The sequence below is a fragment of the Pseudonocardia sp. EV170527-09 genome (assembly GCF_008369905.1).
GTDB lineage: Bacteria > Actinomycetota > Actinomycetes > Mycobacteriales > Pseudonocardiaceae > Pseudonocardia.
This window is the reverse complement of the sequence record NZ_VRMC01000039.1, coordinates 13,581-40,060: the sequence shown is the minus strand read 5'-3', so window position 1 is coordinate 40,060 and position 26,480 is coordinate 13,581. Positions and strand designations below refer to the sequence as shown.

Here is a 26,480-nt window from a genome sequence, read left to right as displayed (position 1 = left end):
CGACCCCGGCGTAGGGGTCGGGGTCGGTCACCGCGACCTGCCCAGGCTCGACAGCGCGGTGCGCAGCAGGTCCCGGGCGTCGGTGTCGGGGGCGTGGGCGAGCACCGCGTCGACGGCCTGCTCGGCCGGGCGCTGGGTGAACCCGAGCCCGAGCAGCGCCTCGACGACCTGGTCGCGCACCCCGAGCATCGGGGCCGGTGCGGCCGCGACGGCGCCCGCGGGCACCGCAGCCGGCGCGGTCACCTTGTCGCGCAGCTCCACGACCAGGCGCTCGGCGCTCTTGCGCCCGACGCCGGGGATGCGGGTGAGCACGGCCAGGTCGCCGTCGGCCAGCGCGCGGCGCAGTGTGTCCGGCTCCAGCACCGCGATCGTCGCGAGCGCGAGCCGCGTCCCGATCCCGGACACCGTCTGCAGCAGCAGGAACAGCTCGCGTTCCTCGGCGTCGGCGAACCCGTAGAGGGTCAGGGAGTCCTCGCGCACCACCAGCGTGGTCGGCAACCGGGCCTCGTCCCCGCGACGCAGCCCGCCCAGCGTGGCGGGGGTGGCGTACACCGCGAGCCCGACCCCACCCACCTCGATGACCGCGTGGTCCAGCCCGATCTCCAGCACCGGACCGCGCACCGAGTGGATCACTGACAGGTCCCCTTCCGACGAACGACCGTTCGAGCACCGACGCTACCGGGCCGCACCGACCGGACCGCACGCGACACCACGCCACCACCGGGCGAGAGGGGTCAGCGCGCGCGCCACCCGCCGGCCGAGCGGGCGTCGGCCGCCGCGCGTGCCGCGGCCCACTGCTCGGCGGCACCGGGCCGGGTGCCACCCCGCTCCCGCTGGGCCTCGGCCAGCCGGGCCCGGTGCACCGCGGCCAGCTCCTCGGCGCGGGCCTGGGCCTGCGCCATCCGGTCGATCATCGGTGAGCGCCAGCAGTGGCAGATGGCGAGCGCGAGCGCGTCGGCGGCGTCGGCGGGCTTCGGGGGTGCGTCCAGGCCGAGGAGCCGGGTGACCATCGCGGTGACCTGCGCCTTGCCCGCGCGGCCCTCACCGGTGACGGCGGCCTTCACCTCGCTGGGGGTGTGGAAGGCGACCGGTAGCCCCGCCCGGGCCGCGACGAGCGCGACGACGCCGCTGACCTGCGCGGTGCCCATCACGGTGCGGACGTTGTTCTGGCTGAACACCCGCTCGACGGCGATCACGTCGGGTCGGTGCCGGGCCACCCAGCGCTCCACCTCGTCGGCGACGGCGAGCAGCCGCCGTTCCAGCGGCAGGGCCGGCTCGCTGCGGGCGACGCCGACGTCGACGAACCCGACGGTCCGGCCCGCACCGGCCTCGACGACGCCGATGCCGCACCGCGTCAGTCCGGGGTCGACCCCGAGCACCCGCACCGCGTCCCCCTCGCCTCGGACCGCACAGCCGTTCGAGAACCGTACCGGTCGGGACGGTCCCATCCGGGCGGGCACGCCGGACCGGCGGGTCCGGGCCGGGCCGGACGGAGCGGGATGACAGGGTGCGCAGGTGACGTCGTTCCTCCGGGTCCTCGCGTGGGTGTGGGCCGCGCTGCTGCTGGTCGTGCTGGTGGGGACGTTCCGCCCCGAGACCCCGGCGATCGGGCTCGCGGGGTCGTTCCTGTCCGGCGCATACCCGCTGCACGTCGCCCTCGCCGGAGTGCTGGGGATCCTGTTCGGGCTGGCCGCGCGGGCCGCGGGCGCCCGGTTCACCGGCGTCGCGACGGCGGTGCTCGCCCTGGCGGCGGTCGTCGGGTCGGTCACGGTGCTGGCCGCGCAGGGCCGGGCCGCGTCCGAGCAGGGCGTCCCGCTGGACTGGACGGCGGCGCTGACCGAGCTGGGCCAGCCCGACGGGAAGCCCGACCGGTCGGTGGAGTTCGCCCCCGGCCGCACGCTGGACCTCTACCTGCCGACCGGCGCGGGTCCACATCCGACGATGGTCTGGGTGCACGGCGGGTCGTGGACCAGCGGGGACCGCAGCGACCGCACCGCGCTGAACCGGTGGCTCGCCGAGCGCGGCTGGGCGGTCGCCGCGGTGGACTACCGGCTGCCGCCGCCCGAGCCCGTCGGCCGTGACCAGCAGCGCGACGTCGCGTGCGCCGTCGACTGGGTCCGCGCGCACGCGGGCGAGGCGGGTCTGGACCCCGCGCGGCTGGTCCTGGGCGGGCAGTCCGCCGGGGCGACGCTGGCGCTGTCGGTCACCTCCGGGCTGCTCGACGGGACGCTGGCGTGCTCCGAGGCACCCGCCGCGTACGGCGGCACCGGCCCGGCCGACGCCCCACCGCCGACGCCCGGCCCGCCGCCGGTCGGCGTGGTCGCCTACTACCCGCCCGTCGACCTGACGCTGGTCGACCCCGACGTGGCGCGCACCCTGTTCGGCGGCACCGCCGACCAGGCGCCGGGCCTGCTGCGGCTGCTCTCCCCCGCCGAGCAGGTGCGACCCGGGCTCCCACCGACCCTGCTGCTGGTCGGCTCCGCGGACCACTACGTCCTGCCCGACCGGGTCGCCGCCTACGACCGGCAGCTCCGATCCGCGGGGGTCGACGGCAGGCTGGTCACCGTCCCCTACGCCGACCACGTCTTCGACCGCCCCTTCGGCAGTCCCGGTGCGCAGCTGACCCGAGAGGCCGTGATCCGCTTCCTGACCGGGCTGAACTGATGCGGGTCGAGATCACCGCACTGGTGGTCGCCTCCCGGCACGCCTACGAGGGCAGGCCCGCCGACGGGCCGCGTCCCGACCCGGAGCCGCCGCTGCGCGACGAGGTCCGGGTGCGCGCCGGCCACGGGATCGTCGGCGACCGCTACGCCGGCCGACCGGCGCACGCCCGGGCCGCGGTGACGCTGCTGGCCGCGGAGTCGCTGGACCACCTGCGCACGGTCCTCGGCGACGTCGTCGAGGCCACCGCGACCCCGCGGGCGGCGCGGCGCAACATCGTGCTGCGGGGCGCCCCGGTCGACGCGCTCGCCGCACCGGGCCGGGGCGGCACCGGCGCGCTGTTCGCCCTGGACTCCGGCGACGGCCCGGTCCGCTTCCGCGCGCACCGCGCCGCCGCGCCGTGCCGCTGGATGGACACCGAGATCGGCGACGGCGCGTGGGCCGCGCTGCGTGGCCGGGGCGGGGTCCGCTGCGAGCCCCTCGACGACGGCGTGCTCCGCGTCGGCCCCGCCGAGCTGACGATCCTGGAACGGGCGGCGGCCGCACCGCAGACGGCCTTACCGCCGACAGCCGCACCGCGGGGATCCGCGACGCCGGGAGCCGCACCGCCGGACGCCGGGCACGAACCGTCCGGCGGGGGGCCCGCACCGTCCGCCGCCGCGCCGTAACAGCAGGTGGGAGGGTTTGCGACCCTACCGACGTCGGCACCGCAGGAGGTGACGCCGATGTCGTCCCCGGTCCCGCATCCCCGCCGCCCCGACGTGCCACCGGCCGTCCCCGCGCAGGGGGGCGTCGTTGTGCACCGGGGTCTGCCCGGGGACCGGGCGACCTGGGCCCGCCGGGCCGTCCTGATCGGGGAGCTGCTGGTCGCCCTGGCCGATGCCGAGTCCGACGGTCTGGGGCTTCCCCCGTCGCTGGCCGGGCGGCGTGCGCTGCGGGCGTGGTCGCGTTCCGCGGAACGCGCGGTGGCCGCGGCCGGGGACGCCGAGGCGGTCGTCTCGGTCCACACCGACGACGCCGACGTCCTCGCCGCCGCCGGGCGCGACCTGGCCGCGGTGCTGCGCCACGAACGCGACATCCGACGCCGCACCGGCCCCCGTGCCACCCCGACCGGCGCCACGGCCGACACCACGACCGGTGTCACGGCCGGCACCACAGGCACCGCAGGCACGGCCGACACCACGGGCGACGCGGGCACGGCCGACACCGCCGACACGGTCGGGCGGCTCTGCGCGATCCTGCACGCCACGGCCCGCCGTCAGGACGTCGCGGTCGAGCAGCTCGTCGCGGAGCTGGGCCGCGCCGCCCGGATCCTGGCACCGGGACATCTGCGCCCCCGCTCCGTACCCGCCCTCGGCACGGGAGCCGGCACCGCGCCCACCCCGGGAGCGGTCGCCGGCTGACCCTGGCGCGGGTCAGTGCGCCGCGGCGTCCCAGCTCCGGCCGGACCCCACCGACACCTCCAGCGGCACCGACAGGTCCGCCGCGGCCGCCATCTCACGACGCACGAGCGCCTCCAGGGCCTCGCGCTCGCCCTCGGCGACCTCGAGGACGAGCTCGTCGTGCACCTGCAGCAGCATCCGGCTGCGCAGCCCCTCGGCCTGCAACGCCCGGTACACCCCGAGCATCGCGACCTTGATGATGTCCGCCGCGCTGCCCTGGATCGGGGCGTTGAGCGCCATCCGCTCGGCCATCTCCCGACGCTGACGGTTGTCGCTGGTCAGGTCGGGCAGGTAGCGCCGCCGCCCCAGGATGGTGGCGGTGTAGCCGTCCTTGCGGGCCTGGTCGACGACTCCCGCGAGGTAGTCGCGCACTCCGCCGAACCCGGCGAAGTAGTCGTCCATCAGCCCCTTCGCCTCCTCGGTGGAGATCCGCAGCTGCCCGGACAGGCCGTAGGCCGACAGCCCGTAGGCCAGGCCGTAGTTCATCGCCTTGATCTTGGCGCGCTGCTCGGGCGTCACCTCGGTGGCCGCGACGCCGAAGACCCGGGCGGCGGTCTCGGCGTGGAAGTCGTGCTGTGAGCGGAAGGCTTCGATCAGCGCGGCGTCCTCGGACAGGTGCGCCATGATCCGCATCTCGATCTGGCTGTAGTCCGCGGTGAGCAGCTCGGCGTAGGGCGTGCCGTCCGGCGCGGACCCGACGACGAACGCGTCCCGGATCCGGCGCCCGGCGGCGGTGCGGATCGGCACGTTCTGCAGGTTCGGGTCGGTGGAGGACAGCCGGCCGGTCGCGGCGATCGTCTGCGAGTACGTGGTGTGGATCCGGCCGTCCTCGGCGACGGACTTCATCAGCCCGTCGACGGTCACCTTCAGCCGGGTCGCGTCGCGATGCTGCAGCAGGAACTGCAGGAACGGGTGCTCGGTCTGCGCGTAGAGGCTCGCCAGCGCGTCCGCGTCGGTGGTGTAGCCGGTCTTGGTGCGCTTGGTCTTGGGCATCTCCAGCTCGTCGAACAGCACGACCTGCAGCTGCTTGGGCGAGCCGAGGTTGATCTCCTTGCCGATCACCTCGTAGGCCTGCCGCGCGGCCTCCCGGACCTGGGTGCCGAAGTCGGACTCCAGGTCGGACAGGGTCTCGCCGTCGACGGCGATCCCGGCGGCCTCGCAGTCGGCCAGTACGAACGCCAGCGGCAGCTCGAGGTCGGCCAGCAGCTCGCTGCCGCCCCGCTCGGCGAGGTCGGCGTCGAGGGCGTCGGCGAGCTCGGCGATCGCCGAGGCCGCGAGCATCTCCTGCTCGGCGGCCCGGGCGTCGGCCTCCTCCTCGCCGCCCAGCAACGACAGCTGACCGTCGGCGGGCTCCTCGGTGCGCAGCTCGCGACGCAGGTAGCGCAGCGCGAGGTCGGCCAGGTCGAAGGTCCGCTGCCCGGGCTTGGCCAGGTACGCGGCGAGCGCGGTGTCGCTGGTCAGCCCGCCCAGGGTCCAGCCCCGCGCCCGCAGCGCGTGCAGCACCGGCTTCACGTCGTGCGCGGCCTTGGGCACGGACGGGTCGGCGAGCCAGTCGCCCAGCGCGGCCTCGTCGTCCGGGGTGAGGCCGGTCAGCGCGAGGTAGCCGGCGGCCGGGACACCCGCGGTGGCGCCGGCTGCCCGCTGCTCGACGGTCGGCTCGCCCGCGGCGAGCGCGATCCCGTCGAGGTCGCGCCCGGCGATCGGGCCGGTGACCCCGGCGAAGCTCACCGCGACGCGACGGCCGTCGCGGGCGTGGGTGTCCAGCCAGGCCCGCACCGCGCCGGGGGCGACGACCTCGCCGGCGACCTCGAAGACGGACTCGGCCTCGGGCTCGGCGGAGGACAGCGTGGAGAACAGCCGCTCGCGCAGCACCCGGAACTCCAGCTCGTCGAACAGGCGGTGCACCGCGTCACGGTCCCAGGGGCGCAGCTCGAGCTCCTCGGGATCGGCGCCGAGGTCGACGTCGCGCACCAGCTCGGTGAGCTGGCGGTTGAGCAGCACGTTCGCCAGGTTGGCCCGCAGGTTGTCCCCGGCCTTGCCCTTCACCTCGTCGACCCGGTCGGTCAGCTCCGCGAGCGAACCGAACTCCCGGACCCACTTCGCCGCGGTCTTCTCCCCCACCCCGGGGATGGAGGGCAGGTTGTCCGAGGGGTCGCCACGCAGCGCCGCGAAGTCCGGGTACTGGGTCGGGGTGAGCCCGTAACGCTTGTCGACCTCGGCCGGATCGATCCGGCCGAGGTCGGACACGCCGCGCTTGGGGTACAGGACGGTGACGTCGTCGGTCACCAGCTGGAACGCGTCGCGGTCTCCGGTGGTGATGAGCACCTGGAAGCCGCGTGCCTCGGCCCGGGTGGCGAGGGTGGCGATGAGGTCGTCGGCCTCGTACCCGTCGACGGCGAAGACCGGGATGTTCAGCGCGCCCAGGACCTCCTTGATGAGGTCGATCTGGCCGCGGAAGTCGTCCGGCGTCGACGAGCGGTTCGCCTTGTACTCGGCGTAGCGCTCGGAGCGGAAGGTCGTGCGGGACACGTCGAAGGCCACCGCGAGGTGGGTCGGCTCCTCGTCGCGCAGCAGGTTGATCAGCATCGAGGTGAAGCCGTAGACCGCGTTCGTGGTCTGCCCGGTCCCGGTGCGGAAGTTCTCCGCGGGCAGCGCGAAGAACGCCCGGTAGGCCAGGGAGTGGCCGTCGAGCAGCAACAGGCGCGGCTTCGCCGGTGCCTTCTTCTTCGCCGAGGCCGACTTCTGGGTGCCCTGCGTCGCTGTGCTCATCGGCGGCGAGTCTAGAACCGACCCCCGACAGTGAACGCGGCCGCGGGTCGGCTCCCGGACGGGGCCGGCCCCGGAGACGACGGAGCGGCCGCCCCACGAGGGGGACGGCCGCACCGGGACGGGACCGCGCCGCTCAGCCGACCTCGGCCATGACCTCGTCGGAGACGTCGAAGTTGGCGTAGACGTTCTGGACCTCGTCGGAGTCCTCGAGCGCCTCGATCAGCTTGAAGACCTTCTTCGCACCCTCGGCGTCCAGCTCGACCTGCATCGACGGGACGAAGACCGCCTCCGCGGAGTCGTAGTCGATCCCGCTGCGCTGGAGCGCGGTGCGCACCGCGACGACGTCGGTCGGCTCCGAGACGACCTCCCAGCTGTCGCCGAGGTCGTTCACCTCCTCGGCGCCGGCGTCGAGGACGGCCATCAGCACGTCGTCCTCGGACAGGTCGGCCTTCGGCAGCACCACGACGCCCTTGCGGTTGAACAGGTACGCCACCGACCCCGGGTCGGCCATGGTGCCGCCGTTGCGGGTCATCGCGGTCCGGACCTCGGTCGCCGCCCGGTTCCGGTTGTCGGACAGGCACTCGACCAGCACCGCGACCCCGTTCGGGCCGTAGCCCTCGTAGGTGATCGTCTGGTAGTCGGCGCCACCGGCGTCGGCACCCGAACCACGCTTGACCGCACGGTCGATGTTGTCGTTCGGGACCGAGCTCTTCTTCGCCTTCTGGATGGCGTCGTAGAGCGTCGGGTTTCCGTCGGGGTCACCGCCGCCGGTCCGGGCCGCGACCTCGATGTTCTTGATCAGCTTGGCGAACATCTTGCCGCGGCGGGCGTCGATCACGGCCTTCTTGTGCTTGGTCGTCGCCCACTTGGAGTGACCGCTCATCGGCTCGTCTGCCCACCTCTCGTGCTCGCACCACGCACACGACGCGCGGTGAGGGGCAGGTCCGACGCCCCGCAGCGCGAGCTGCGGTCGGGCCGACCTGCGGGAACCCGTCAATGCTACCGACGACGCGGCTCCGCGCCGGGTCGGGCCCGAGCAGACCCCACCCCACGAGGACACATGCATGATCCGCTATGGTTCGCCACCGCGTCCCGTCGGGAACCCGGCGAGGACTACTCTGACAACCGTTGTCGGCACCTGCACCGGGCGCCGGTCGCGAGAGGAGCGCACGTGTTCGGAGCAGTGGCAGGCAAGGCCGTGGGGCTCGTCGTGAGCGGGCTGGCCGGCGCGGTCGCCTACGACGGCGTCAAGAAGGTCGCGCGCTCCGGCGCCGTCCGCGAGGCCGCCGTCTCGGTGACCACCTGGGGCCTCAAGGGCGCCCGCGCCGCGGAGACCGGCGCCGAGAAGGCCCGCCTGGCGACCGCCGACATCGTCTCCGAGGCCCGCGGCCGCATCGGCGAGGAGGCCCCCGCGCCGGGCAACGGGCACGGGCACGGCCACGAGCACTGATCCCGGTCCTCCGGGCACGACGAGCGAGACGAGCGAGACCGTGAGCACCGACACCGCCGGCCCGGAGGCCACCGTCCTCAGTGACGCCGCGGGCCGTGTCCGCTTCGCCGTCCCCGCGCTGCGCGGGCGGACGGCGCTGGCCGTGGCCGTCGAGGACGAGCTGGACCACGTCGGCGGGGTGCGTCAGGTGCACGCCTACCCGCGCACCGGCAACGTCGTGGTCTGGTACCGCCCCGGCTGCCAGCGTGTCGAGCTCGTCGAGGCCATCGGCAAGGGCCTGGGCGCCGAGCCCGAGGCCACCGCGGCCCGCACACCGCGCTCGGCCGACCAGCACAACGGCGAGCTGGCCCGGCTGGTCGTCGGCGGGGTCGCGCTCGCCGCACTGGGATTCCGCCGCTACGCGCTCCGCCGCCCGCCGCTGCTGGGCCCCGCCAGCCGCACCGTCGCCACCGGCGTCACGATCTTCACCGGCTACCCGTTCCTGCGCGGTGCGCTGCGGGCGCTCGCCGGCGGGAAGGGCGCGGGCACCGATGCGCTGGTGTCCGCGGCGACCGTCGCGAGCCTGGTGCTGCGCGAGAACGTCGACGCGCTGACGGTGCTGTGGCTGCTCAACATCGGCGAGTACCTCCAGGACCTCACGCTGCGCCGCTCCCGGCGCGCCATCTCCGAGCTGCTCACCGGCGCCACCACCCGCACCTGGACCCGCACGGTCACCCCCGACGGCAGCACCGTCGAGGTCGAGGTCGACATCGCCGACCTCTCGGTGGGCGACGAGGTCGTGGTGCACGAGCGGATCGTGCTGCCCGTCGACGGCGAGGTCGTCGAGGGCGGGGGCGTCGCCGACCAGGCCGCGATCACCGGCGAGCAGCTGCCGGTCTCGGTCGCCCCCGGCGACACCCTGCACGCCGGGTCGGTGCTGCTGCGCGGGCGGATCGTGGTCCGGGCGACGGCCGTCGGCCAGGACACCGCGATCGGCCGGATCATCGACCGGGTCGAGCAGGCCCAGGGCGACCGGGCCCCGATCCAGACCGTCGGCGAGAACTTCTCCCGCCGGTTCGTGCCGGCGTCGTTCCTGCTCTCGGCACTGACCCTGATCGCCACCCGCGACGTGCGGCGCGCGATGACGATGCTGCTCATCGCCTGCCCGTGCGCGGTCGGCCTGTCCACCCCGACCGCGATCTCCGCGGCGATCGGCAACGGCGCGCGGCGCGGCATCCTCATCAAGGGCGGTGCGCACCTCGAGGCGGCCGGGCGGGTCGACGCGGTCGTGTTCGACAAGACCGGCACCCTGACCCAGGGCCGCCCGATCGTCACCAACGTCATCTCCTTCCACGACGACTGGTCGCCCGAGCAGGTCCTCGCCCACGCCGCGTCGTCGGAGATCCACTCCCGGCACCCGCTGGCCCAGGCGGTCATCCGCTCCACCGAGGAGCGGCGGATCGAGATCCCGCCGCACGAGGAGTGCGAGGTCCTGCTCGGCCAGGGCATGCGGGTCCAGGCCGACGGCCGGGTGCTGCTCATCGGGTCCCGCGACCTGCTCCGCGCGCAGGGCGTCACGGTGCCGCGCAAGGCCGCGGACTGGGTGCGACGGCTGCAGAAGGCCTCGGAGACCCCGCTGCTGCTGGCCGTCGACGGCACGCTGGTCGGGCTGGTCTCGCTGCGCGACACCGTGCGTGCCGAGGCCCGCGACGTGCTGGAGCGGCTGCGCGCCGACGGCGTCACCCGGATCGTCATGCTCACCGGCGACCACCCGCAGACCGCGAAGGCCGTCGCCGAGGAGCTCGGCATCACCGAGTACCGGTCCGAGGTCATGCCCGAACAGAAGCAGGACGTCGTGCGGGCGCTGCAGGAGCAGGGCCACACCGTCGCGATGATCGGCGACGGCACGAACGACGCCCCGGCACTGGCGCTGGCCGACATCGGGATCGCGATGGGCGTGGCCGGGACCGACGTCGCGGTGGAGACCGCCGACGTGGCCCTCGCCGCGGACGACCTCGGCGCGCTGCTGGACCTGCGTGACCTGGGACGGCGCTCGATCACCCTGATCCGGCAGAACTACGGCATGTCGATCGCGGTGAACGCGGCGGGGCTGCTGGTCTCCGCGGGCGGCGCGATGTCACCGGTGGTCGCGGCGATCCTGCACAACGCCTCCAGCGTCGCCGTCGTCGCGAACAGCTCCCGGCTGATCCGCTACCGGCTCCCGCCCGCCGCACCGGCGACGGTCGTCGACGGCGAGGTCGTGCGGGCGGACGCGCGGTAGAAGGTCCGCGCAGCGGGGTGGAACAGCAGCACGACGGCGGCGAGCACCTCCGCCATGTGCAGCGCGCGCAGCGCGGCGGCGGCCAGCTCGGGGCCGGTCGCGGTCGTCAGGAACAGGCCGACCGATCCCCCGTCCGCCAGCGCCCGCAGCGGCCCCACCACCAGTGACGCCGTGCCGAGCACCCCCAGGACGCCGACGACGGTCCAGCGGTGCACGTCGTGCCCGGAGAGCAGCTGCACGACCAGCACGCCCAGCACCAGGTAGATCCCGCCGCGCGCGAGGATCTCCACGACCGAGGGCGGCACCGGGCCCACCAGCCGGACCAGGGTCTCGGCGAACCCGGCCAGGATCGCGCCGAGCCACAGCGCGACGCTCAGCCCCACCGCGGACGGCGGGGCCGGGCGCGACCCGGTGGGCACGACGGTGCTGGTCATGACGCCATGCTCCCCGCGGCCGGCCGATCGGCCCACACGGCGCTCCCCCGGGTGCACCTGGGGCAACCCCCACCCCGGGGGCCTGCCGCCACCGCCTCGCCAGGGCGGCGGCCGGAACCCCCGAACCCCGACGACCTGCTCGTCGCCGCGTTCGCGGCGACCAGCTCCCGGACCGTCGCCATGGCCGTGGCGGCCTGCGCCCACCGGGTCACCCGGCGGCGGCCCGCACCGAATCACCCGGCGGCGGCCCGCACCATGTCGACGAACAGTGCGTGCACCCGCCGGTCCCCGGTCAGCTCCGGGTGGAACGAGGTGGCGAGCACCGGGCCCTGCCGCACCGCGACCGCGCGCCCCGAGGCCTCACCGGCGTCGGCACCGGTGCTGGTGACGGCGGGGACGGTGGCGAGCACCTCGACCTCGCCGCCGGTCTTCTCCACCCACGGAGCCCGGATGAACACCGCGTGCACCGGATCACCGGTGAGCCCGGTGAACTCCAGGTCGGTCTCGAAGGAGTCGACCTGCCGGCCGAACGCGTTGCGCCGCACGACGACGTCGAGCCCGCCGAGCTGGTGCTGGTCGGGCCGCCCGTCCAGGATCTCCTCGGCCAGCAAGATCATGCCGGCGCACGAGCCGTAGGCGGGCAGGCCCTCACGCAGCCGGGCACGCAGCGGCTCCAGCAGCTCGAAGGTGTCGAGCAGCTTCGACATGGTCGTCGACTCACCACCGGGCAGGACGATGCCGTCCACCGCGGCCAGCTCGGACGCACGGCGGACCGGCACGGCCTCGGCACCCGCCCCGGTCAGCGCCGCCACGTGCTCGCGGACGTTGCCCTGCAGGGCCAGCACACCGATCCTCACCGCCATGCCGACCAGCGTAGACCCGCCCGACCTGCGGCAACCGCCCGTCCGGGGGTGAGCCGCGGCACCGTACGGCGACCTCCCCGTCGAACGCGGCCCGGCGTCCGCGCCGGTGCCCGCGTCGTCCGGGGTGGTCGCCCGCCGGTGGGCCGGGTCAGCCCGCCTCGACCTCGCCGCGCTTGGCCTGCTTCGTGGCGGCGTTGCGGAGCGCCTCGGCGACGGCCGGGGCCACGCTCTGGTCGAACACGCTCGGCACGATGAACGACGGGTTCGGCTCGGCGACGACGTCGGCGATCGCCGCGGAGGCCGCGAGCATCATCTCGTCGGTGATGTCGTGGGCCTGCGCGTCGAGCAGGCCACGGAACACACCGGGGAAGGCGAGCACGTTGTTGATCTGGTTCGGGTAGTCCGACCGCCCGGTCGCGACGACGGCGGCGTGGCGCATCGCCAGCGTCGGGTCGACCTCGGGGTCCGGGTTGGCCAGCGCGAACACGATCGCGTCGTCGTTCATCGACCGCAGCTCGGTCTCCCCGAACAGGTTCGGCGCGCTGACCCCGATGAAGACGTCGGCCCCGACGAGCGCGTCGGCCAGCGTGCCCTGCTTGCCGTCCTTGTTGGTCTGCGCGGCGATCGAGGCGAGGTTGTCGTCCATCCCCTCGCGTCCGGTGTGGACGATGCCGTCCACGTCGACCGCGACGACGTCGGCGGTCTCCTCCGACCCGAGCAGCCGGATGATCGCCGAGCCGGCCGCACCGACCCCGCAGACGACCACGCGGACGTCGGAGAACTTCTTGCCGACCACGCGCAGCGCGTTGCGCAGCGCGCCGAGGACGACGACCGCGGTGCCGTGCTGGTCGTCGTGGAAGACCGGGATGTCGAGCAGCTCGCGCAGCCGGCGCTCGATCTCGAAGCAGCGCGGGGCGGCGATGTCCTCCAGGTTGATGCCGCCGTAGCCCGGCGCGATCAGCTGGACGGTGCGGATGATCTCCTCGGTGTCCTGGGTGTCGAGGCAGACCGGCCACGCGTCGACGTTGGCGAACTGCTTGAACAGCGCCGCCTTGCCCTCCATGACCGGCATCGCCGCGGCGGCGCCGATGTTGCCCAGGCCGAGCACCGCGGACCCGTCGGTGACGACGGCGACGGTGTTGCGCTTGATCGTCAGACGGCGGGCGTCGGACGGGTTCTCCGCGATCGCCATCGACACCCGCGCGACGCCCGGGGTGTAGGCGCGCGACAGGTCGTCACGGGTGCGGAGGTTCACCTTGGAGCGGACCTCGATCTTGCCACCGAGGTGGAGCAGGAAGGTCCGGTCCGAGACCTTGCGGACCGAGAAGCCCTCGAGCTGCTCGATGGCGGCCTTGATCTCCTCGACGTGCTCGGTGTTGCGGGCGTTGACCGAGATGTCGACGACGAGACTCTCGGTGCGCGCCTCGACGACGTCGAAGGCGGTGACGACGCCGCCGACCTGGCCGACGGCGGCGGTGAGGTCACCGGCCGAGGTCGGGTTGGCGGGGGCGTCGACGCGTGCGGTGATGGCGTAACCGGGACCGGGAATGGACACGGCCCCGAACAGTACCGCCAGGCGTGTGGTTACCGGGGCGTCAACGATGTGACGACGCACGTCACCGGTCGTCGGGCTCCTCCGCGGGGATCCGCGGCAGCGGCCCGGTGGGCGCGTCGGCGACGGCCATCTTCGCCGCCGAGTCGGTCGGGGCGCGGGTCCCGAGCGCCGCCAGTGCCGCCTCGTTGCCGACGTCGGCACCGGCCCGTTCGGACAGCAGCCAGCGCACCTCCAGCAGGTCGCAGTAGGCCTGCACCGGATCCCCGGCACCGCCGAGCGCGGCGTGCGCGCGGGCCGAGCCGGGCTCGAGACAGTGGTCGATCCAGCTGCGTGCGGCCGCGCGGTCCGAGACCGGCTGACCGGTGCGCCGCTGCATCCAGTCGCGGTGTGCGTTGAGGTCGCCGAGCAGGATCCGTGCCTGGCCCTCCCCCACCTCGACGCCGGTCAGCCTGCGCAGCGTCGCGGAGTGGTAGTTCCGGTCACCGACGGCGATGTGCAGCCGGGACCGGCCGTCGCCGACCGGGAGCAGGGAGACCTCGTCCACGGCGAAGCCCAGGTCGTTGAGCTCGCGGATGGCACCCTCGACCCGGTAGCGGTCACCGAAGGCGAAGACCGGCGAGGCGTGCAGGGCGTCCCACAGCTCGCGGTAGCGCTCGGGCAGCGCGGTGGCCTCGTCGATCAGCTGCGGGATCATCTCCGGCGGCCGCTCCAGCGAGGTCGCGAGGTCGATCATCCCGGCGGCGACGTTCTCGACCAGGATCGTCACGTCGTGCTCGCGCTGACCGTCGGACAGGCCGTCCGGGTGCACCTCGCTGGTCTCGGCGTCGACGAGGAAGGCCTGCAGGGTCTGCCCGTCGCGGGTGAACAGGGTGTTGTTCAGCGAGCAGTCGCCCCAGAACACGCCGTGCCGGTGCAGCTCGACCAACAGCGAGATCATCGCGTCGAACAGCCGGGCGCGGTGCCGCGGCCGGTTCGGGGGGAGCCGCAGGAACAGCCTGCGGTACTGCCAGGACCCGCTCAGGTACCGGGTCACCAGGATCGCGGTCTCGTGCGCCGGCTGGTTCACCAGCCCGGCCGGGCGGACCGCGGGCAGACACTGGTGCTCGAGACGGCGCAGCACGTCGTACTCGCGACGGGCGATCCGCTCGGGCATGTCCTTGAGCGCCCACAGTGCACCGTCGGCCTCGACGAACCGGACGAGGTGCCGACTGGGACCGACCTCCATGTCGCGCAACGGGACCCGCGTCTCGTCCCAGTGCTCCAGCGGCTCGTTCCACGGCAGGGCAATCAGCTCGGGGCCGGGGGCCCGCAGCACGAGCTCCGGTGAAGTGTCCATTCAGGACACTCCCCGGGCGCCGCGGGCCGGTGGGGCGGTGGAACCGCGGATGACCAGCCGGGTCGGCAGAGTGGCGAGCGGGTCGACCGGCTCGCCCGCCAGCGTCGCCAGCGCCATCCGGGCCGCGACGGCGCCCTGCTCGGCCGCCGGCTGGGCCACGGTGGACAGATCGGTCAGCGCGGCCAGTGGGTGGTCGTCGATGCCGATGACCGACACGTCGCCGGGCACGGCGAGCCCGGCCCGACGCAGCGTCGCGACGGCACCGAGGGCGACCTCGTCGGTGTGGGCGTAGACCGCTGTCGGGGGGTCGGACAGCCCGAGCAGCTCGCCCATCGCGCGCGCCCCACCCTCCGGGCTCCACGGCACGCAGACCGTCAGCGCGGGGTCGTACCCGACGCCGGCGTCGGCGAGCGCGGCCCGGTAGGCGGCGGCCCGTCCCGCGGGCTGGCCCGGGTCCAGCTCCGGGTCGGTGGTGACGATCATCCCGATCCTCCGGTGTCCGAGGTGGAGCAGGTGGTCGACGGCCTGGCGGCCGGCGACGCGTTCGTCGATCGACACCGATGGGTGGTGCCCGATCCGGGTCCCCGCCGACACGATCCCGACACCGATCCGCTCCAGCCGGGCACGTTCGGCGTCGTCGACGCCGAACCCGAGCAGCACGACGGCGTCGGCGCGGCGCCGGGCGGGCAGCTCGGCGAAGAACGCGCGCCGGGCCGCGGCGTCGCCGAGGTGGTACAGCAGCAGGTCGCGACCGGCCTCGCGCAGCACCTCGGACAGCCCCTCCAGCGCGGCCCCGAACCACCAGCGGGACAGGTGCGGGACGACGACGGCGATCCGCCCCGTGGTGCCCCGCGCGAGCCCGGCGGCGTCCGGGCTGACCACGTACTCCAGGGCGCGCGCGGCCCCCCACACCCGGGCACGGGTGGCCGCGGCGACGTGGGGGTGATCGCTGAGCGCACGCGACGCGGTGGCCGGTGAGACCTTGGCCAGCCGGGCCACGTCCGCCAGGTTGACCGGCTCGGGCACGACACATGTATGCCGAAAGCTGGAAGCGATTGCAAGAGCGGATGTTATCCGTCCGCGCTGGACCAGCGCCTGTTGATCAGTAAGGATCGTCGCCGACCAGCGCGAGCGCTGTGAGCCTTGACACTCCCGGGTGAAGGGCTCACAGTCTCGGCTGGAAACGCTTCCAGCGACGCCGACGTGCGTCGGGACAGCAGCGGTATCGAACACGGGAGTTCGGAGTTGACCATGCGTCGCACACGGTGGAGGAGGACGCTGGCCGCCGGTGCGGCCGCCGTCGCCCTCGCCCTGCTGGCGGGCTGCGGAGGCGCACCCGCGGGCCCGCCGGTCCTCAACTGGTACATCAACCCCGACGACGGCGGGCAGGCCGAGATCGCCCAGCGTTGTTCGGCGGCGTCGAACGGCGAGTACTCGATCGCGGTGTCGGTGCTGCCCCGCCAGTCCGCGGAGCAGCGCCAACAGCTGATCCGCCGGCTCGCGGCGAACGACAGTTCGATCGACATCATGTCCATCGACCCGCCCTACATCCCCGAGTTCGCCGAGGCGAAGTTCCTCGCCCCGGTGCCCGAGGACGTCGCCCGGCGGACCACCGCGGGGATCGTGAACTCCGCGAAGGAGGGCGCGAGCTGGAACGGCAAGCTGGTCACGGTGCCGTTCTGGGCCAACACCCAGCTGCTCTGGTACCGCAAGTCCCAGGTCGCCGGCACCGGGCTGGACATGTCGAAGCCGGTCACGTGGGACCAGGTCGTGGCGGCCGCACGGTCCAAGAACTCGATCATCGCGGCGCAGGGCATCCGGGCCGAGTCGCTGACCGTCTGGCTGAACGCGCTGGTGGAGGGCGGCGGCGGCCAGATCATCACCAACGCCTCGCCGCAGGACCCGGAGGGTGTGCAGCTCGGGCTGGACTCCCCCGCCGCGACGAAGGCCGCGGAGATCATGAAGGCCGTCTCCGCCGTCGGCGGTCCCGGGTTCTCGACCAACTCCGAGGACGAGAACTCCAACGCCTTCCAGGCCGGTGAGGCGATGTTCCAGGTGAACTGGCCGTTCGTCTGGGGCAAGGTCAACAGCGCGGTCGAGGCGGGTACCGTCCCGCAGTCCACACCGGACGACTTCGGCGCGGCGCTCTACCCGCAGACCGAGGCCGGCAGGCCCTCGTCGCCGCCCTACGGCGGCATCAACCTCGGCGTCGGCGCGTTCAGCAACCACGTCGACCTGGCCTACAAGGCCACCGAGTGCATCGTCTCGACCGAGAACCAGAAGCAGTACTTCCTCACCAACGGCAACCCGGCTGCCCGGATCTCGGTGTTCACCGACCCGGACGTGGTGAAGAAGTTCCCGATGGCCCCGGTGATCGCCCAGTCGCTGCAGCAGGCCAAGCCGCGCCCGCAGACCCCGTACTACAGCGAGGTCTCCGAGTCGATCCAGCGCACCTACCACCCGACCGCGGGCATCGACCCGCCGACCGTCGGTCCCGCGACCGCCGCGCTGATCAAGGCGGTCCTGGCCAAGGAGGAGCTCCTGTGACGACGACGGAGTCGACGACGGCGCGCCCCGCCGCGGGGGCGACGCCCGCCCCGCGCGGTGGCAGCGACCGGGCCCGCGCCGAGCAGAAGCTCGGCTGGTACCTGGCCGGGCCGGCGTTCGCCGTGATGTTGCTGGTGACGGCCTACCCGATCGTCCAGGCCGTCTACTACTCGCTGTTCGACTACCGGCTGACCGACCCGGAGAACATCTCGTTCGTCGGCCTGAAGAACTACGCGGTCATCCTCACCGACTCGATCTGGTGGACCTCGTTCGGCGTCACGGTGTTCATCACCGTCGTCACCGTCGCGGTCGAGCTGGTGCTCGGCTTCCTGCTGGCGCTGGTGATGATGAACGCGCTCAAGGCGATCCGGCCGGTCCTGCGCGCGGCGATCCTGATCCCGTACGCGGTCATCACGGTCGTGTCGGCGTTCTCCTGGCAGTACGCGTTCTCCCTGGACTCGGGCTTCGTCAACTCCTGGTTCGACTGGCTGCCCGGGGTCTCGGCGGACACCGACTGGTTCGGCTCGACCGGCTCGTCGCTGTTCGTGATCTGCCTGGCCGAGATCTGGAAGACCACCCCGTTCATCTCGCTGCTGCTGCTCGCGGGTCTGGCCCAGGTGCCCGACGTGCTGCAGGAGGCCGCCCGCGTCGACGGCGCGACCTGGTGGCAGCGGATGTGGAAGGTGACGCTGCCGAACATGAAGGCGGCGATCATGGTCGCCCTGCTGTTCCGGACCCTGGACGCCTTCCGCGTGTTCGACTCGGTGTTCGTCATGACGGCGGGGGCGAACAACACCGAGACGGTGTCGTTCCTGGCCTACCGCCAGACCATCGCCCGGGTCGAGATCGGGCTCGGCTCCGCGGTGTCGGTCCTGCTGTTCCTGTCCGTCGTGATCATCTGCGTCGGCTTCATCAAGGGGTTCAAGGTCGACCTGTCCCAGGCCCGAGGGGAGAAGTGATGTCCACCCGCGAGCGAGTCCTCTGGATCGTGGCCGGCATCGCGATCGTCGTCTACGCCCTGTTCCCGGTGGGCTGGATCGTGTCGCTGTCGCTGAAGTCGAGCGACGACATCGCCAACAAGCAGTTCCTGCCGACGTCGGTGTCGTGGAGCAACTACGAACAGATCCTCGTCGGCGACGCGGCCGAGCTGTTCCTGCCCGCGCTGCGCAACTCCTTCGGCATCTGCATCATCGCGACGTTCCTGGCGTGCGTGCTGTCGATGTTCGCCGCCTACGCGATCGCCCGGCTCGACTTCCGGGGCAAGAAGCTGATCCTGTCCACCGCGCTGGCGGTGGCGATCTTCCCGGTCATCTCGATCGTGACGCCGCTGTTCAACCTGTGGCGCCAGATCGGGCTCTACGACACCTGGCCCGGCCTGATCATCCCCTACCTGTCGCTGACCCTGCCGCTGTCGATCTGGACCATGTCGGCGTTCTTCCGCGAGATCCCGTGGGAGATGGAGCAGGCCGCCCAGGTCGACGGCGCCACCACCTGGCAGGCGTTCCGCAAGGTGATCGTCCCGCTGGCGACGCCCGGGGTGTTCACCACCGCGATCCTGGCGTTCTTCATCGCCTGGAACGACTTCGCCTACGGCATCTCGCTGACCTCGACCGGCGCGTCCCGCCCGGTCCCGGCCGCGCTGGGCCTGTTCTCCGGAGCGTCGCAGTTCGAGTCGCCCAACGGCCCGATCGCCGCCGCCGCGGTGATCGTGACCATCCCCGTCGTCGTGCTCGTCCTGATCTTCCAGCGGCGCATCGTCGCCGGTCTGACCAACGGCGCCGTCAAGGGCTGACACGCCCTGCCGCTCCGCAACACGGAAAGGAACCGACCGGCCATGGCGTCGATCGAGATGAAGAACATCGTCAAGAAGTACGGGGACGGCTTCCCGGCCGTGAACGACGTGAGCATGGACATCGCCGACGGCGAGTTCATGATCCTCGTCGGCCCGTCCGGCTGCGGGAAGTCGACGCTGCTGCGGATGATCGTCGGCCTGGAGGACATCACCTCCGGCGACATGATCATCGCCGGCAACCGGGTCAACGACAAGGCCCCGCGGGACCGCAACCTGTCGATGGTGTTCCAGAACTACGCGCTCTACCCGCACCTGTCGGTCTTCGAGAACATCGCGTTCCCGCTGCGCCTGGCCAAGGCACCCGAGGACGAGGTCAGGCAGAAGGTCGACGCCGCGGCGAAGGTCCTGGAGCTGCAGGAGCACCTGCAGCGCAAGCCCGCAAACCTGTCCGGCGGTCAGCGCCAGCGGGTCGCGATGGGCCGCGCCATCGTCCGCGACGCCGACGCGTTCCTGTTCGACGAGCCGCTGTCCAACCTGGACGCGAAGCTGCGCGGGCAGATGCGCACCGAGATCGCCCGGCTGCAGCGCCGCCTCGGCATCACCACGGTCTACGTCACCCACGACCAGACCGAGGCGATGACCCTCGGCGACCGGGTCTGCGTGCTGCGCAAGGGCGTCATCCAGCAGGTCGCCTCGCCGCGCGAGCTCTACGAGCAGCCGGTCAACCTGTTCGTCGCCGGGTTCATCGGGTCGCCGCCGATGAACTTCCTGCCCGCGACGGTCTCCGGGAGCACGCTGGAGACGCCGTTCGGTCCGATCGAGCTCGACGCCGCGCGCGCCGAGAAGATCACCGGTCGCGACCTGGTGCTGGTGGGGATCCGCCCGGAGTACTTCGAGGACGCCTCCCTGGTCGACGAGGCGAAGAAGCACGTCGGGTCCACCTTCACCGCGAAGGTCGACGTGACCGAGTGGCTGGGCGACTCGCAGTACGCCTACATCCCCTACGAGGCCCCGGCCGAGGTGGAGACCAAGCTCAAGGAGCTGTCGCGCGAGCTCGATGCCGACCAGCTGCGTACCCAGGCGATCGTGTCGATCGATTCGACCAGCCGGATCCGGGAGGGCCGCGACGCCGAGTTCTGGCTGGACGCGAGGAAGATCCACGTGTTCGACCCGGAGTCGGGCGAGAACCTCACCCGCGACCCCGAGGCCGGCGCCGAGCTGACCCGGCTCGCGGCCGAGGACCGCGCCGAGCAGGTGGCGCAGGCCCGCGGCCAGGGCTGACGCGCCGCGTGGTGCCGCGCCCGTGCGGGTGCGGCACCACGCGTCCCGGCACCCGCCTCCCGCGTCCCGGGCGCAGCAGCACCCCATGCGGCGGACCAGCGGGGTGGTGCGTGGGCGTCAGAGGGCGCGGACCTCGCGCCGGTAGCGGGTCTCGGCGACCCCTGCCAGGGTCCGGGCCATCACCGCGAACACGAAGCGCTGCGAGGGGTAGGCGGCCAGCCACCCCAGCCGCCCGGCCATCCCGCGCGGGGCGAACCGCAGGGTCTGGGTGTAGCGGCTGGTCAGCCGGTCGGTCGGGGTGACGGCGAGCTCCAGCCGGGCGTCGCCGGGCAGCCGGTCGGCGGCCCGCAGCACCAGCCGGTGCCCCGGCTCGACCGTCTCGACGATCCAGCGGTCCAGGGGCTCCCCCGGGACGAGGCGGGCCGGGCCGTCGCCCTGCCGCCGCGGGACCACGCCGGGCCCGCCGGCCAGGACGTCGAGGTGGCCGGTCAGCGTCGCGACGCCCGGGACCGTGTACCAGCCGTGCGGGCCGCCGAGCGTCTCGATCACCGACCAGACGGCGTGGGCGGGGGCGGCCACGTCGCGGACGTCGGTCGTCGACCACTCCAGCGGACCGGTGCCGGGCGGGTCGGACGGCCCCGGTCCGGCCGCGCCGACGCCGTCGAGGGCACGGCGGACCGCGGTGCGGTACGGGGTCCGTCCGCCGGGCGGGGTGCCGATGAGCGCGTCGAGGGCCGCGAGGTCGTCGGGGTCGGCCACCAGCTCGTGGCGCATCGACTCGACCAGCGGCTCGGCCAGGCCCCGGCCGACCGGGGTGAGCGCGGCGACGGCACGGGCGGTGAGCCGCGGCGCGGACAGCGGGACGGGCACCGGGAACGGTCGCAGCAGCCCGGCCTCCGCGGCGAACTCGCTCATCAGGGAGCGGTAGGTGTGCACGTCGGGGCCGCCGACGTCGAACGCCCGGTCCACCTCGGCGGGCAGGTCGAGGCAGCCGACGATGTCGTACAGCACGTCGTCGACGGCGATCGGCTGGATCCGGTTCCACGCCCGGTCGGGCAGCGGCAGGAGCAGGGGACCGCCCATCGCCGTCTCGGTGAGGTGGCGGATCATCTCGAAGCTGGCCGAGCCGGTCCCGACGACGATCCCGGCGCGCAGCACCGCGGTCGGCACCGGACCGGCGAGCAGGATGTCGCCGACCTCCCGGCGCGAGGACAGGTGCTGCGACACCCGCCGGGTGCCGGCCGCGGGCTGCAGCCCGCCCAGGTAGACGATGCGACGCACACCGGCCGCGGCGGCCCCGTCGGCCAGCGCGTGCGCGGCAACGCGGTCCCGTGCGGCGTAGCCGGGGCCGTCCATCGCGTGCACCAGGTGGACGACGGCGTCGACGCCCTCGCAGGCCCGGCGCACGTCGGCCACGTCCTGGGCGTCGCCGCGGGCGACGTCGACCCGGTCGCCCCACGGGTGCGCGGCCGGCTTGGCCGGGGTGCGGGCGAGCACCCGGACGTCGTGGCCGGCGTCGAGCAGGCGCGGGACGAGCCGGGATCCGACGTAGCCGGTGGCACCGAGGACGAGCACGAGCATGGGGTGATCCTCGCGGTCCCCGGGGCGGGGCGCGCGCCGGGGTGACGACCGGCTCAGCCGATCCCGGCCAGGCGCAGCCCGGCCGTCGTCGCCGCGGCGAGGACGACGACCAGCACGAACGGCATCCGGAGCAGCAGCGCCCCCGCGGCCACGGCCACCCCGGCCGGGCGGGCCCAGCCGGCGAACCCGGCCCCCTCGAACCAGGTGCCGGTGGCGACGAGCGCGACGAGCAGCCCGACCGCGCCCAGCTCGACGAGGCGGACGGTGCGCGGTGACAGGGCGACCCGGTCGTGCAGGACGAGCGGCAGCAGCCGCATGAGGTAGGTCCCGCCGGCGAGGACGAGCAGGGCGGCGACGGTCACGGCTGCTCCTGCGTCCGTCCGGCGGCGGTGACGCCGAGCAGGCCGGCCAGCACGGGCAGCCCCGCCGGCAGGAACGGTGCGCAGGCCAGCGAGACCACGGCGGCGGTGGCACCGACCCGGCGGGCGTCGACCCGGCGCAGCATCGGGACGAGCATCGCCAGCATCGCGGCGGGGAAGGCCGCATCCAGGCCGAACGCGCCCGGGTCCGGCACGCTCGCGCCGAGTACGAGACCGGCCGCGGTGCCGAGCTGCCAACACAAGTACTTCACGACGCCGAGGATCCGGAACGCACGCCACCCCCGCCCGGGGACGTCGGTGCGGGCCAGCACGAACGCCGTCGACTCGTCGGTGACGACGTGGGCCGCGGGCAGCCGCACCCAGCCCCCGCCCAGGTGGCGGGCCAGTGCCAGGCCGAACGGCAGGTGCCGGAGGTTGAGCACCAGCCCCGCGGCGACGGCGGCCCACATGCCTCCGCCGGCGGCGAGCACCCCGGTGACGAGGAGCTGGGCGCCGCCCGCGAACACCAGCAGCGACATCGCCATCGTCATGGCCGGGGACAACCCGGCGGCCGGCGCGAGCGCGCCGAAGGACACCCCGACGACGGCGACGGCCACCGAGATGGTGAGCGCGTCGCGGACGTCCCCGCGGGTCGTTCGCTGTATCGAACGCATGCCCGATACAGTGAACAACGCCGCCCGTGTTCGTCAAGTCGAACGAGGAGAACGATGAACCGAACGCCTGAGCCGCCACTCGCGACGATCGCGGCGGCCATCCGCCGGGAGCGCGAACGCCTCGGGATCTCCTCGGCCGAGCTGGCCCGGCGCGCGGGGATCGCGAAGTCGACGCTCTCACAGCTGGAGGCGGGGACCGGGAACCCGAGCGTCGAGACGCTGTGGGCGATCGCCGTGGTCGCGGGGGTGCCGTTCAGCGCCCTGGTGGAGCCGCCGTCGTCGCCGCTGCGGGTGGTGCGCTTCGCCGACCGTCCCGCCATCCGGTCGGAGGAGGCCGCGTACACCGGCACGCTGCTGTCGCCGTGCCCGCCGGGCGCACGCCGCGACCTGCACCTCATCACCTGCGAACCCGGGCCGGCGCGGACGGCAGACGCCCACTCCCCCGGCACCGTCGAGCACATGGTGGTGTCCACGGGCCGGTGGAGCGTCGGGCCGGACGACGAGGAGGTCGAGCTCGACCCGGGTGACCACGTCACCTTCCCCGCCGACCGGCCGCACAGCTACCGGGCGCTCACGCCGGGGGCCACCGCGGTGCTGGTGATGGAGTACCGCTGATCAGGTGCCGCTCGCGCCGCGGGTCGCCGAGCCGGGCTCGGGGTCCGGACCGCCCTCGGTGATGCGGTGCAGCAGTCCGTCGAGGAGCCCCTCGTCGTTGCCGCCCGAGCTTCCCGAGTCACCCTTCTCCGACTCGGGCAGCGCGTACTGACGGACCCAGTCGACCTGCATCTCCGAGGGCTTCACGTCGCCGCCGCCCTTGGGGAACCAGTCGAGCTGGATGGTCAGGTGCATCGGCCCGGGAGGCAGGATCGAGGTGTCGTCGGTGTGCCACCACTGCTTGCCGTCGACGAAGGCGGTCACGCCCTTCGGCGTCCACTCGACCGCCCAGTTGTGCCACTGGGTCGCGTCGATGTCGACCGAGCCCTGGACCTGGGAGTTGTCCTCGCCGTAGTGCAGGAACAGGTTGGTCTTCTGCCGGAGGTGGTCGGTCATCTCCATGAAGTCGATCTCGCCGCCGACCGGGAAGTTCTCCGCGGTCGGCCAGAGCAGCAGCAACGCGTTGTACGACGGGTCCGACGCGGGCGCCCGCACCCGGCCCTCCCAGCGGCCGTACTTCTGGCTGCTGTCCGACCAGGCCATGCCACCGGTGGTGCCGTCGGCGTCCCCGTCGATGGTGAGTACGCCGTCCTTCACCGAGATCGCCGACGGGGAACGGGTCCCCTTGCCGGCGTGGCCGGGGCCGTCGTAGGGGCTCCAGCCCGTGAGGGCGTCGCCGTTGAAGTCGTCGACCTTGGTGGGCTCGCCCCAGCCGTGCTCGACGGCGGCGCTGGTCGCCGCACCCGGATAGGACGGGACCGCCGGGGCCGCCGGGGCCGCGCCTGCGGTGCAGTCCGCGGGGGCCGGGGTAGCGCCGGGGGCTGGGGTCGCGCCGGGGGCCGAGGTGTCGGTCGGGGTGGTCGTGGCGCCGCCGGGCGCCGTGCCCGGGTTCGCGGTCGCCGAGGTCGTGTCCGAGGGTGAGCCCTGCTCTCCGCCCTGGTCGCCACCCTGGTCGCCGCCGGATCCGGCCTGGTCACTCCGATCGCCCTGGTCGCCGGCCGAACCGCCCTGGCCGTCGCCCGAGGTCGTGTCGTGGCCCGGGTCGTCTGCCGCGCCCTTGTCGCCGTCGGAGCCCTTGTCGCCGTCGGAGCCCTTGTCGCCGCCGGAACCCTTGTCGGCGCCCGATCCCTGGTCGCCGCCGGAACCCTGGTCGCCGCCGGAGCCGGTGTCGCCGCCCGGGGATGCGTCGTCGCCGGACCCCTTGTCGCCGGAGCCGGAGTCGCCCGTGCCCGAGGTCGTGTTGCCGGAGTCCCCACCGGAACCCGACCCCTGGTCTCCGCCCGAGCCCGAGCCCGAGCCCGAACCGGAACCGGAACCACGGTCACCTCCCGAGCCGGACCTCGCATCGCTCCCCGAGCCACCCGACCCCGACGATCCCCCGTCGCCACCGGAGCCACTCCCGGACGCACCGTCTCCCCCGGGCTCGGCCGTCCCGGGGGCTGCGGAGGTGCCGGGCTTCCCCGTCCCGGCACCTCCGTCACCGCCGGTGGCCGGACCACCCGAACCGGCTCCCCCGCCCGGGGCGGCGCCCGTCGTGGGGCAGTCCGCGGTCGTCGTCGCACCCGCTCGACCGTCTCCGGTGTCCGCGAACGCCGCGGCCGGAAAACTGATCAACATCGCGGCGGCGATCGCCACGACCCTCACAGAGCGTCCCATCAGGCTCCTCCATCACAGTGGTCTCCTGATCCACACCGCACGCTAGATGCCACAGCGTCACCACGAGCCCCTCTGTCACCACATCGAGTAGGCAACCCTCCACCGAGCGACCGCGGAACGTGTCCGGAACGGGCGGCCCACGCGTCCGGGGGACCGATCGGGTCACCGGACCGTGACCCCCGGAACGACGAGAGCCCCGTCCGGCGGTGTGCCGGACGGGGCTCTCGGGGCGGAGCGGGGGGTGCTTACCAGCCGCGAGCGGCGTAACGCTGCTCGTCGGGGATGTCGGCGATGTTGATGCCGACCATCGCCTCACCGAGACCGCGGGAGACCTTCGCGATCATCTCGGGGTCGTCGTGGAAGGTCGTGGCCTTCACGATCGCCGACGCGCGCTGCGCCGGGTCGCCGGACTTGAAGATGCCGGAACCGACGAACACACCCTCGGCGCCGAGCTGCATCATCATCGCGGCGTCGGCCGGGGTCGCGATGCCACCGGCGGTGAACAGCACGACCGGCAGCTTCCCGGTGCGGGCCACCTCGGCGACCAGCTCGACCGGGGCGCGCAGCTCCTTGGCCGCGATGTAGAGCTCGGCGGCGTCGAGCGAGGCGAGCCGGCCGATCTCGGCGCGGATCGAGCGCATGTGCCGGGTGGCCTCGACGACGTTGCCGGTGCCGGCCTCGCCCTTCGAGCGGATCATCGCCGCGCCCTCGGAGATGCGGCGCAGGGCCTCACCGAGGTTGGTGGCACCGCAGACGAAGGGGGCGGTGAAGCTCCACTTGTCGATGTGGTGCGCCTCGTCGGCCGGGGTCAGCACCTCGGACTCGTCGATGTAGTCCACACCCAGGGACTGCAGGACCTGGGCCTCGACGAAGTGGCCGATGCGGGCCTTCGCCATGACCGGGATGGACACGGCCTCGACGATGCCGGTGATCATGTCCGGGTCCGACATGCGGGCCACGCCGCCGTTGGCACGGATGTCGGCCGGGACGCGCTCGAGGGCCATGACGGCGACGGCCCCGGCGTCCTCGGCGATCTTGGCCTGATCCGGGGTGACGACGTCCATGATCACGCCGCCCTTCAGCATCTCGGCCATCCCGCGCTTCACCCGCGCGGTGCCGTGCTGCGGACCGGCGGTGTCGGGGGTGTTCTCAGCTGCGGACACGGG

Annotated in this window: 24 protein-coding genes; 10 read left to right on the top strand and 14 right to left on the bottom strand. The window is 73.6% G+C overall.

The genetic code is table 11. The annotated features are described in order from the left end of the window. Window positions 1–27: 27 nt before the first annotated feature. Window positions 28–633 carry a Holliday junction branch migration protein RuvA gene (gene ruvA, locus FVA95_RS14210; protein ID WP_075329803.1) on the bottom strand — a complete coding sequence of 202 codons (606 nt, stop codon included), beginning with the start codon at window positions 631–633 and terminating at the stop codon, window positions 28–30. A gap of 101 nt (window positions 634–734) precedes the next feature. Next, complete coding sequence (gene ruvC / locus FVA95_RS14205; protein WP_149664641.1) at window positions 735–1,385, bottom strand: crossover junction endodeoxyribonuclease RuvC; 651 nt, start codon at window positions 1,383–1,385, stop codon at window positions 735–737. 130 nt (window positions 1,386–1,515) lie between these two features. Between ruvC and FVA95_RS14200 the strand changes: the two genes are divergently transcribed. The 3 genes from FVA95_RS14200 to FVA95_RS14190 are packed head-to-tail and all read left to right on the top strand — an operon-like array spanning window position 1,516 to window position 4,064. Further along, window positions 1,516–2,664, top strand: coding sequence for an alpha/beta hydrolase (locus FVA95_RS14200; RefSeq protein ID WP_149664640.1), 1,149 nt, complete (start codon window positions 1,516–1,518; stop codon window positions 2,662–2,664). Beyond that, window positions 2,664–3,329: an MOSC domain-containing protein gene (locus tag FVA95_RS14195; protein WP_240051482.1), complete on the top strand. Its 666-nt coding sequence runs from the start codon at window positions 2,664–2,666 to the stop codon at window positions 3,327–3,329. Before FVA95_RS14200 ends, FVA95_RS14195 begins: the two co-directional genes overlap by 1 nt. Window positions 3,330–3,386: 57 nt before the next feature. Further along, a complete protein-coding gene (locus tag FVA95_RS14190) occupies window positions 3,387–4,064 on the top strand; it encodes a hypothetical protein (RefSeq protein ID WP_149664639.1) in 678 nt (225 codons plus the stop codon). A gap of 12 nt (window positions 4,065–4,076) precedes the next feature. Here FVA95_RS14190 and polA read toward each other — a convergent pair whose 3' ends face one another. Both polA and FVA95_RS14180 read right to left on the bottom strand, forming a co-directional pair. Beyond that, window positions 4,077–6,872 carry a DNA polymerase I gene (gene polA / locus FVA95_RS14185; protein ID WP_083695858.1) on the bottom strand — a complete coding sequence of 932 codons (2,796 nt, stop codon included), beginning with the start codon at window positions 6,870–6,872 and terminating at the stop codon, window positions 4,077–4,079. Between the two features lie 133 nt (window positions 6,873–7,005). Then, on the bottom strand, window positions 7,006–7,755 hold the full coding sequence (locus FVA95_RS14180; protein ID WP_020621849.1) for a YebC/PmpR family DNA-binding transcriptional regulator: 750 nt from the start codon (window positions 7,753–7,755) through the stop codon (window positions 7,006–7,008). Window positions 7,756–8,043: 288 nt separating this feature from the next. Between FVA95_RS14180 and FVA95_RS14175 the strand changes: the two genes are divergently transcribed. Then, entirely contained in the window at window positions 8,044–8,322 is a 279-nt protein-coding gene (locus FVA95_RS14175; protein ID WP_226362629.1) for a DUF1490 family protein, read from the top strand. Between the two features lie 40 nt (window positions 8,323–8,362). Then, entirely contained in the window at window positions 8,363–10,582 is a 2,220-nt protein-coding gene (locus FVA95_RS14170) for a cation-translocating P-type ATPase (protein WP_149664638.1), read from the top strand. On the opposite strand, the gene FVA95_RS14165 is transcribed toward FVA95_RS14170, so the two are convergent. The 5 genes from FVA95_RS14165 to FVA95_RS14145 form a co-directional block, all read right to left on the bottom strand. Continuing rightward, the gene (locus tag FVA95_RS14165) at window positions 10,513–11,016 is read right to left on the bottom strand and encodes a hypothetical protein (protein ID WP_149664637.1); all 504 of its coding nucleotides are present in this window, start codon (window positions 11,014–11,016) and stop codon (window positions 10,513–10,515) included. The genes FVA95_RS14170 and FVA95_RS14165 overlap by 70 nt on opposite strands. Before the next feature lie 233 nt (window positions 11,017–11,249). Continuing rightward, on the bottom strand, window positions 11,250–11,879 hold the full coding sequence (gene pdxT / locus FVA95_RS14160; RefSeq protein ID WP_149664636.1) for a pyridoxal 5'-phosphate synthase glutaminase subunit PdxT: 630 nt from the start codon (window positions 11,877–11,879) through the stop codon (window positions 11,250–11,252). Between the two features lie 148 nt (window positions 11,880–12,027). Further along, window positions 12,028–13,434, bottom strand: a complete 1,407-nt coding sequence (locus FVA95_RS14155) for an NAD-dependent malic enzyme (RefSeq protein ID WP_020621856.1) — start codon at window positions 13,432–13,434, stop codon at window positions 12,028–12,030. Between the two features lie 61 nt (window positions 13,435–13,495). Beyond that, window positions 13,496–14,770, bottom strand: coding sequence for a DUF4032 domain-containing protein (locus FVA95_RS14150; RefSeq protein ID WP_149664635.1), 1,275 nt, complete (start codon window positions 14,768–14,770; stop codon window positions 13,496–13,498). After that, the gene (locus tag FVA95_RS14145) at window positions 14,771–15,796 is read right to left on the bottom strand and encodes a LacI family DNA-binding transcriptional regulator (protein WP_149664634.1); all 1,026 of its coding nucleotides are present in this window, start codon (window positions 15,794–15,796) and stop codon (window positions 14,771–14,773) included. 225 nt (window positions 15,797–16,021) lie between these two features. On the opposite strand from FVA95_RS14145, the gene FVA95_RS14140 reads away from it, so the two are divergent. The 4 genes from FVA95_RS14140 to FVA95_RS14125 are packed head-to-tail and all read left to right on the top strand — an operon-like array spanning window position 16,022 to window position 20,390. Continuing rightward, window positions 16,022–17,317 (top strand): extracellular solute-binding protein, encoded by a 1,296-nt coding sequence (locus FVA95_RS14140; RefSeq protein WP_149664633.1) that lies wholly within the window; start codon window positions 16,022–16,024, stop codon window positions 17,315–17,317. Next, the gene (locus tag FVA95_RS14135; RefSeq protein WP_149664632.1) at window positions 17,314–18,276 is read left to right on the top strand and encodes a carbohydrate ABC transporter permease; all 963 of its coding nucleotides are present in this window, start codon (window positions 17,314–17,316) and stop codon (window positions 18,274–18,276) included. Before FVA95_RS14140 ends, FVA95_RS14135 begins: the two co-directional genes overlap by 4 nt. Then, the gene (locus FVA95_RS14130; RefSeq protein WP_020621862.1) at window positions 18,276–19,109 is read left to right on the top strand and encodes a carbohydrate ABC transporter permease; all 834 of its coding nucleotides are present in this window, start codon (window positions 18,276–18,278) and stop codon (window positions 19,107–19,109) included. The genes FVA95_RS14135 and FVA95_RS14130 overlap by 1 nt, the downstream gene beginning before the upstream one ends. Before the next feature lie 42 nt (window positions 19,110–19,151). Then, window positions 19,152–20,390 (top strand): ABC transporter ATP-binding protein, encoded by a 1,239-nt coding sequence (locus tag FVA95_RS14125; protein WP_020621863.1) that lies wholly within the window; start codon window positions 19,152–19,154, stop codon window positions 20,388–20,390. A gap of 117 nt (window positions 20,391–20,507) precedes the next feature. On the opposite strand, the gene FVA95_RS14120 is transcribed toward FVA95_RS14125, so the two are convergent. From FVA95_RS14120 to FVA95_RS14110, 3 genes are read right to left on the bottom strand one after another with little or no spacing between them, the layout of a single operon-like run. Continuing rightward, window positions 20,508–21,971 carry a DUF2867 domain-containing protein gene (locus FVA95_RS14120; protein ID WP_149664631.1) on the bottom strand — a complete coding sequence of 488 codons (1,464 nt, stop codon included), beginning with the start codon at window positions 21,969–21,971 and terminating at the stop codon, window positions 20,508–20,510. Window positions 21,972–22,024: 53 nt separating this feature from the next. Then, on the bottom strand, window positions 22,025–22,333 hold the full coding sequence (locus FVA95_RS14115; protein ID WP_082375354.1) for an AzlD domain-containing protein: 309 nt from the start codon (window positions 22,331–22,333) through the stop codon (window positions 22,025–22,027). Next, window positions 22,330–23,004: an AzlC family ABC transporter permease gene (locus tag FVA95_RS14110; RefSeq protein WP_149664630.1), complete on the bottom strand. Its 675-nt coding sequence runs from the start codon at window positions 23,002–23,004 to the stop codon at window positions 22,330–22,332. Before FVA95_RS14110 ends, FVA95_RS14115 begins: the two co-directional genes overlap by 4 nt. 54 nt (window positions 23,005–23,058) lie before the next feature. On the opposite strand from FVA95_RS14110, the gene FVA95_RS14105 reads away from it, so the two are divergent. Beyond that, window positions 23,059–23,619: a helix-turn-helix domain-containing protein gene (locus FVA95_RS14105; protein WP_149664629.1), complete on the top strand. Its 561-nt coding sequence runs from the start codon at window positions 23,059–23,061 to the stop codon at window positions 23,617–23,619. On the opposite strand, the gene FVA95_RS14100 is transcribed toward FVA95_RS14105, so the two are convergent. Both FVA95_RS14100 and pdxS read right to left on the bottom strand, forming a co-directional pair. Then, a complete protein-coding gene (locus FVA95_RS14100) occupies window positions 23,620–25,314 on the bottom strand; it encodes a glycoside hydrolase family 16 protein (RefSeq protein WP_149664628.1) in 1,695 nt (564 codons plus the stop codon). A 245-nt stretch (window positions 25,315–25,559) separates the two neighbouring features. After that, a complete protein-coding gene (gene pdxS, locus FVA95_RS14095) occupies window positions 25,560–26,477 on the bottom strand; it encodes a pyridoxal 5'-phosphate synthase lyase subunit PdxS (RefSeq protein ID WP_075333495.1) in 918 nt (305 codons plus the stop codon). Window positions 26,478–26,480: the final 3 nt, after the last annotated feature.

Excerpts from the sequence above, each read along its gene's own strand:
- FVA95_RS14130 (WP_020621862.1), top strand. The coding sequence starts at position 18,276 with ATGTCCACCCGCGAGCGAGTCCTCTGGATCGTGGCCGGCATCGCGATC.
- FVA95_RS14195 (WP_240051482.1), top strand. The coding sequence starts at position 2,664 with ATGCGGGTCGAGATCACCGCACTGGTGGTCGCCTCCCGGCACGCCTAC.
- FVA95_RS14190 (WP_149664639.1), top strand. The coding sequence starts at position 3,387 with ATGTCGTCCCCGGTCCCGCATCCCCGCCGCCCCGACGTGCCACCGGCC.
- FVA95_RS14105 (WP_149664629.1), top strand. The coding sequence starts at position 23,059 with ATGAACCGAACGCCTGAGCCGCCACTCGCGACGATCGCGGCGGCCATC.
- FVA95_RS14180 (WP_020621849.1), bottom strand. The coding sequence starts at position 7,755 with ATGAGCGGTCACTCCAAGTGGGCGACGACCAAGCACAAGAAGGCCGTG.
- FVA95_RS14110 (WP_149664630.1), bottom strand. The coding sequence starts at position 23,004 with ATGCGTTCGATACAGCGAACGACCCGCGGGGACGTCCGCGACGCGCTC.
- FVA95_RS14120 (WP_149664631.1), bottom strand. The coding sequence starts at position 21,971 with ATGCTCGTGCTCGTCCTCGGTGCCACCGGCTACGTCGGATCCCGGCTC.
- FVA95_RS14150 (WP_149664635.1), bottom strand. The coding sequence starts at position 14,770 with ATGGACACTTCACCGGAGCTCGTGCTGCGGGCCCCCGGCCCCGAGCTG.
- pdxT (WP_149664636.1), bottom strand. The coding sequence starts at position 11,879 with ATGGCGGTGAGGATCGGTGTGCTGGCCCTGCAGGGCAACGTCCGCGAG.
- FVA95_RS14125 (WP_020621863.1), top strand. The coding sequence starts at position 19,152 with ATGGCGTCGATCGAGATGAAGAACATCGTCAAGAAGTACGGGGACGGC.
- polA (WP_083695858.1), bottom strand. The coding sequence starts at position 6,872 with ATGAGCACAGCGACGCAGGGCACCCAGAAGTCGGCCTCGGCGAAGAAG.
- FVA95_RS14165 (WP_149664637.1), bottom strand. The coding sequence starts at position 11,016 with ATGACCAGCACCGTCGTGCCCACCGGGTCGCGCCCGGCCCCGCCGTCC.
- FVA95_RS14140 (WP_149664633.1), top strand. The coding sequence starts at position 16,022 with ATGCGTCGCACACGGTGGAGGAGGACGCTGGCCGCCGGTGCGGCCGCC.
- FVA95_RS14100 (WP_149664628.1), bottom strand. The coding sequence starts at position 25,314 with ATGGGACGCTCTGTGAGGGTCGTGGCGATCGCCGCCGCGATGTTGATC.